Annotated in this window: 2 protein-coding genes; both read left to right on the top strand. The window is 63.9% G+C overall.

Annotation, left to right across the window (positions count from 1 at the left end; genetic code table 11):
- The first annotated feature begins 44 nt into the window (after window positions 1-44).
- A complete protein-coding gene (ccoM, locus tag JV551A3_RS31280; protein WP_025340347.1) occupies window positions 45-161 on the top strand; it encodes a cytochrome c oxidase subunit CcoM in 117 nt (38 codons plus the stop codon).
- Window positions 162-459: 298 nt separating this feature from the next.
- Window positions 460-1,645, top strand: a 1,186-nt coding sequence (locus JV551A3_RS26895) for an FUSC family protein (protein ID WP_133979241.1), incomplete at its 3' end; no start/stop codon positions are given.

Here is a 1,645-nt window from a genome sequence, read left to right as displayed (position 1 = left end):
AACTTGCACCCATCGGACAACGGCAAACGAATGGGGAGGCCAGCATGTTCTTCGACAACGTGGTTATCGCCGGAGTGGTAACGGTCGGGTTGATGGTCGTCTTCTTTGCCGGTCTGGGCATTTTCATCTGGAAGGACTCGAACAAGCGCAAGCCGCGCTGACCTTCCGGGTACACGAGCACGCAAGGCATTTAGGGCGACTTCGGTCGCCCATTTTTTTGCCTGCAATTTTTGTGTTGCCTGTGCCGGCCTTTTCGCGGGTAAACCCGCTCCCACAGGGACCGCTCATAGTCCGAATCCGACGAGGTCCTTTGTGGGAGCGGGTTTACCCGCGAAGAGGCCGGTACAGGTGAAATCGACCTCTCAGTAAAGATGATTAGCTAGCTAATTAATCCTTTCCGCCTTATCCTTCCCATCATTGTCTATCTTTCTACAAGACCATCCCCGCAAGGTCCGCCTCGTGCCCATCACTCTCCAGGCCCTGTTCGCCCCCAGCAGCCTCGCACTCAAGTTCGCCATCAAGACCCTGCTCGGTGGCGGCCTGGCGCTGTGGCTGGCGATGCGCTGGGGCCTGGAGCAACCGTCCTGGGCATTGATGACCGCTTTCATCGTCGCCCAGCCTTTATCGGGCATGGTGGTGCAAAAGGGCTTGGCGCGGCTGGCGGGCACTCTTGTCGGCACGATTGTGTCGGTGCTGTTCATCGGCCTGTTCGCCCAGACCCCCGGCCTGTTCCTGCTCACCTTGGCTCTGTGGCTGGCCCTGTGCACCGCAGCCTCCACTCAGCTGCGCAGCGCCTGGGCCTATGCCTTCGTGCTGGCAGGCTACACCGCGGCGATCATCGCCCTGCCGGCCATCGACCACCCATTGCAGGTGTTCGACCAGGCCGTGGCGCGCTGCACCGAGATCTGCCTGGGTATCTTCTGTGCCACCGTCAGCAGTGCCTTGCTCTGGCCCATGCGGGTAGAGCAGCAACTGGGCGGGCAGGCCCGCCAGGCCTGGCAGAACGGCCTGCAGGCCGCCAGTGCCATGCTGGGCGGTGAAGACGAGGCGCGCAAAGGCTTGCTGGAGAGCCTGGGGCGTATCGTTGCCATCGACAGCCAGCGCGAACACGCCTGGTTCGAAGGCAACCGCGGGCGCCAGCGTGCTCGTGCCATTCGCGGCCTGAGCCAGAAACTGATGGTGCTGCTGCGCATTTCCCGGTCGGTGCGCCGACAGTGGCGGCAACTGGATGAGCGCGAGGCCCAACGCCTGGCGCCCTGGCTGGAGGAGGTGCGCGCACTGCTGGGCAAGCCCGACCAGCCGGGCCTGTTGGTGCTGCGCCAGCGCATCTGGGATGCCGCCCACGATGAGCAGATCAGCCCAGCGGAGCACTTCTGCCTTGCGCGAATGGCGCTGCTACTGGATTACGCGATGGCTGCCAGCCAGGCGCTTGAGGATGTAGAGGCGGGCAGGGCGCCCAAGGATGTGTCCCAAGGCCTGGCTGCGCACCGCGACTGGTCGCTGGCCTTGCTGTTCGGCTCACGCAGTGCGCTGGCCTTTCTGGTAATGAGCGGCTTCTGGCTGGCCACCGCCTGGCCTTCGGCGCCGGGTGGCCTGGTGCTGACCTGCGTGGTCTGCAGCCTGTTCGCCAGCCGCGAGAACGGTG

The organism is Pseudomonas inefficax (assembly GCF_900277125.1).
GTDB classification, from domain to species: domain Bacteria; phylum Pseudomonadota; class Gammaproteobacteria; order Pseudomonadales; family Pseudomonadaceae; genus Aquipseudomonas; species Aquipseudomonas inefficax.
The sequence above is the reverse complement of the archived record's forward strand: the minus strand, read 5'-3'. Positions and strand labels throughout refer to the sequence as shown.

Bases quoted from the DNA above. Each gene is read 5' to 3' on its own strand.
- ccoM (WP_025340347.1), top strand. From the start codon at position 45: ATGTTCTTCGACAACGTGGTTATCGCCGGAGTGGTAACGGTCGGGTTG.